The following is a 3,451-nucleotide window of genomic DNA, read 5'->3' as shown; positions in this document are numbered from 1 at the left end:
ATGATTATCAGAGCATAAAAAAGAAGCGTCTTGAGAATATTGCAAAAATAGAGCAGGAGGTTTCTTTAAAATATGCAAAAAAGACTGATACATCTGGTCAGACTGTGACAACAAATCAAAGTAAAAGTACTGAAAAAGACTCAACGAGCAGTACATCTACTACAGATATAAAAAATTCATAAACATTATCCGTAAGTAATCAGTGCCTTTAGTTTTTCTAAAGGCATCTTTTTTTTTCAATTTTAATTGCTAATGTGCAAGCTTGTGCTCAAAAACAGATTAAAAATCTATCAATATATTTGAACAAAATCGTTTGCGGTTGTATGATAGTTTTATCTTTTTGTTCAATTGTTTTTAAGGAATATCCTAATGACAACTCTGATTAAAACAAAGGATTTTATTGATTCAGTCTGCGATGCGATTCAGTATATTTCCTACTATCATCCAAAAGATTTTCTAAAGGCAATGAAGCATGCTTATGATATCGAGCAGAACCCATCTGCAAAGAATGCTATTGCTCAGATCTTAGTTAACTCAAAAATGTGTGCTATCGGTCACCGTCCTTTATGTCAGGATACTGGTGCTGTAACATGCTTTGTCAAGATTGGTATGGATGTTCGCTTTGAAGGCGACATGACCATTCAGGAAATGGTTGATGAAGGCACAAGAAGAGCATATGCCTTTGAGACAAATCCACTTCGTAAATCTATTCTTACCGATCCACTTGGCAAGAGAATCAATACTAAGGACAACACTCCAACCGTAGTTCACATTGAGATGGTTCATGGTAACAAGGTTGAAGTTGCTATCGCATCAAAGGGTGGCGGCTCTGAGAACAAGACTCACATGCGCATGCTAAATCCATCAGACAGCGTTGTTGATTATGTATTATCACAGATCCCTCACATGGGTGCAGGCTGGTGTCCTCCTGGCATCATCGGTATCGGTGTTGGCGGTACTCCTGAAAAATCAGCAATTCTTGCAAAAGAAGCATTAAATGATCCTATCGACATTCAGGAGCTTATTGCACGTGGCCCTAAGAATGCAGAAGAAGAGTTGCGCTTAGAGCTTTATGACAAGATCAATAAGCTTGGTATCGGTGCTCAGGGCTTAGGTGGTATCACCACTGTTCTTGATGTTAAGGTAAAGACATATCCATGTCATGCTGTATCTAAGGCAACAACAATTATTCCAAACTGTGCTGCAACTCGTCATATCGATTTTGAATTAGACGGTTCAGGCCCAGCTCAGTTTGTTCCTCCATCACTTGATGATTATCCAGATATCAAGTTAGATGGTGATCCTACAGCAAATGTTAAGAGAGTAAATCTTGACACCATCACCAAAGAAGAAATCGCAACTTGGAAGATGGGTGACACATTATTACTGTCAGGTACTATTTTGACCGGTCGTGATGCAGCTCATAAGAGAGTTTGTGATCTAATTGCTGAGGGTAAACCTCTTCCTGACGGCGTTGATTTTTCAAAGAAGTTTATCTACTACGTAGGCCCAGTTCCTGCAGTAGGTGATGAGGTTGTTGGTCCTGCAGGTCCAACCACATCAACACGTATGGATAAGTTCGTTGAAACAATGCTTTCAAAGACTGGTCTTTACGGTATGATTGGTAAGTCAGAGCGTGGTCTTGAAGCTATTGAGTCAATCAAGAAGCACAAGGCTGCATATCTAATGGCAACTGGTGGTGCTGCATATCTTGTATCAAAGGCAATCAAGTCTGCTAAGGTACTTGCATTTGAAGATTTAGGTATGGAAGCAATCCGTGAGTATAAGGTTGTTGATATGCCTGTTACTGTTGCTGTTGACTCAGAGGGTAACTCAATTCATCACATCGGACCTAAGATCTGGTCTGACAAGATTAAGGAAATTGATTTTAAATATATTTAGTAATCAGTTTTAACTTTCTTAATCTAAGTAATCGCTAAGTTATTGTAACTTGGCGATTTTTTTTTTGCGATCTTTGTTGAAATTTACTTATCTTTTTAATTTTATTCTCTTTTTTTTATTCCATAATAATTAAATCATTGTTAACTGATTAAAAGGCATAAGTATGTTTCGCATTTCCCGTTTTGTATTTGTTTGCTTATGTTTATTTGTAATATTCAGTAAGGCCTTTGCCTTTGAAAAAAAAGTTCTTACTGTTTATGAGGATGCTAATAAGATATCCAGTATAGAGCAGGCAGCAAGAGATTTTGCATCTTTATATGAATGCACTGTTAACATCGAGCCTAAGAGTGTTGAAGAGCAGATGTCTCTTGTTCGCAATGCGCAGGAAAAGAATTATCCTGTACCAGATGTATTTGTTGGTTTAAGCGAGGAGGCTCAGTCTGCAATCAAAGATGGAGTAATACTGCCTCTTGATTTTATGAGTTCAGACAAACAGTTTTATACAAGCAGCTCTTTAACTCCTTTTGAATCAGACTCTGGTATATATGCCTCTCCGCGCAGTGTCGAAACTTCAATTGTCTTTTACAATAAAAAACTTTTACTTAATAAGCCAAAGACAATTAAAGACTATAGAGAGCTTTACACAGAGGATAAGAAAATCTATCCAATCTTAGGTCTTTTAAATAAGTTTTATTATGGTTTTGGATTCCTTAATGCATATGGTGCCTACCTTGTGGATGACAATAAAAAAGGATCTTATGTAGGTCTAAATAAAAACGATGCTAAGGAAGGTTTTAAGGCATTGATTGAATATACAAAAAAGTATATGCCAGTTGCCGATCTTGATAAAGGACAGCAGTATCTTGATAAGCTATTTATAAGTGATAAGGCCTTATCTGTCATAAACGGTTCATATGCTTATGCTAAATATAAAAAATCTGGAATTGATGTTGGCTGTCAAATGCTGCCTGTACTTGATAATTTTCAGAGAATGTCAGCCTTTTACAAGGTAAAAGCTTATATGATCCCTAAAAATGCAAGACAAAAGGATTTAGCAGAAAAATTCATTAGATTCATAAATCAGCCTGAATATGCTTTCAAACGCTATCTTATAGGCGGTGAGGTTGTACCTTTAAATGAGCTGTTTCTTACATTTTCCTACCTAAACGATGAATTTGCCCTTACTGTCTTAAAACAGTGTGAGCACAGTTATCTTATGCCTGATCAGAACTTCATGGCTGATATCTGGGGCCCTGCAAATGCCGCTTTTGTAAAGTCCTTTGAAAACATCGAATCATCTGATTCAAATCTTGATGAATGTGTCAATGAAATAGAGCTTATACGCTATGAAAGACATATGAAAGGTGATGAGGCATACAAAAACAAGCAAAATAATGCTGATAAATAGCAAAAAATGTTAATACCTTAACAATAATTAAATGCATTAAATAAATTTTTGTCTATAATTCAGATAAATGCACCCTATAGGATGCATATTATATTTTTATAAATTTATCGAGGATTATATGAGAACATTCTGCAAAACACT

3 protein-coding genes are annotated in these 3,451 nt (G+C 36.2%); all 3 read left to right on the top strand.

All coding sequences use genetic code 11. The features are described from left to right. Positions 1–182, top strand: a 182-nt coding sequence (locus ACJML3_RS10750; protein ID WP_406023126.1) for a hypothetical protein, incomplete at its 5' end; no start/stop codon positions are given. A gap of 187 nt (positions 183–369) precedes the next feature. Next, positions 370–1,902, top strand: a complete 1,533-nt coding sequence (locus ACJML3_RS10745; RefSeq protein ID WP_406023124.1) for a fumarate hydratase — start codon at positions 370–372, stop codon at positions 1,900–1,902. A gap of 163 nt (positions 1,903–2,065) precedes the next feature. Continuing rightward, on the top strand, positions 2,066–3,310 hold the full coding sequence (locus ACJML3_RS10740; RefSeq protein ID WP_406023122.1) for an extracellular solute-binding protein: 1,245 nt from the start codon (positions 2,066–2,068) through the stop codon (positions 3,308–3,310). Positions 3,311–3,451 lie beyond the last annotated feature (141 nt).

Origin of the sequence: Succinivibrio sp., from assembly GCF_045124615.1 — a bacterium.
GTDB lineage: Bacteria > Pseudomonadota > Gammaproteobacteria > Enterobacterales > Succinivibrionaceae > Succinivibrio > Succinivibrio faecicola.
This window is presented reverse-complemented; position numbering and strand designations above follow the sequence as displayed.

Bases quoted from the DNA above. Each gene is read 5' to 3' on its own strand.
- ACJML3_RS10745 (WP_406023124.1), top strand. From the start codon at position 370: ATGACAACTCTGATTAAAACAAAGGATTTTATTGATTCAGTCTGCGAT.
- ACJML3_RS10740 (WP_406023122.1), top strand. From the start codon at position 2,066: ATGTTTCGCATTTCCCGTTTTGTATTTGTTTGCTTATGTTTATTTGTA.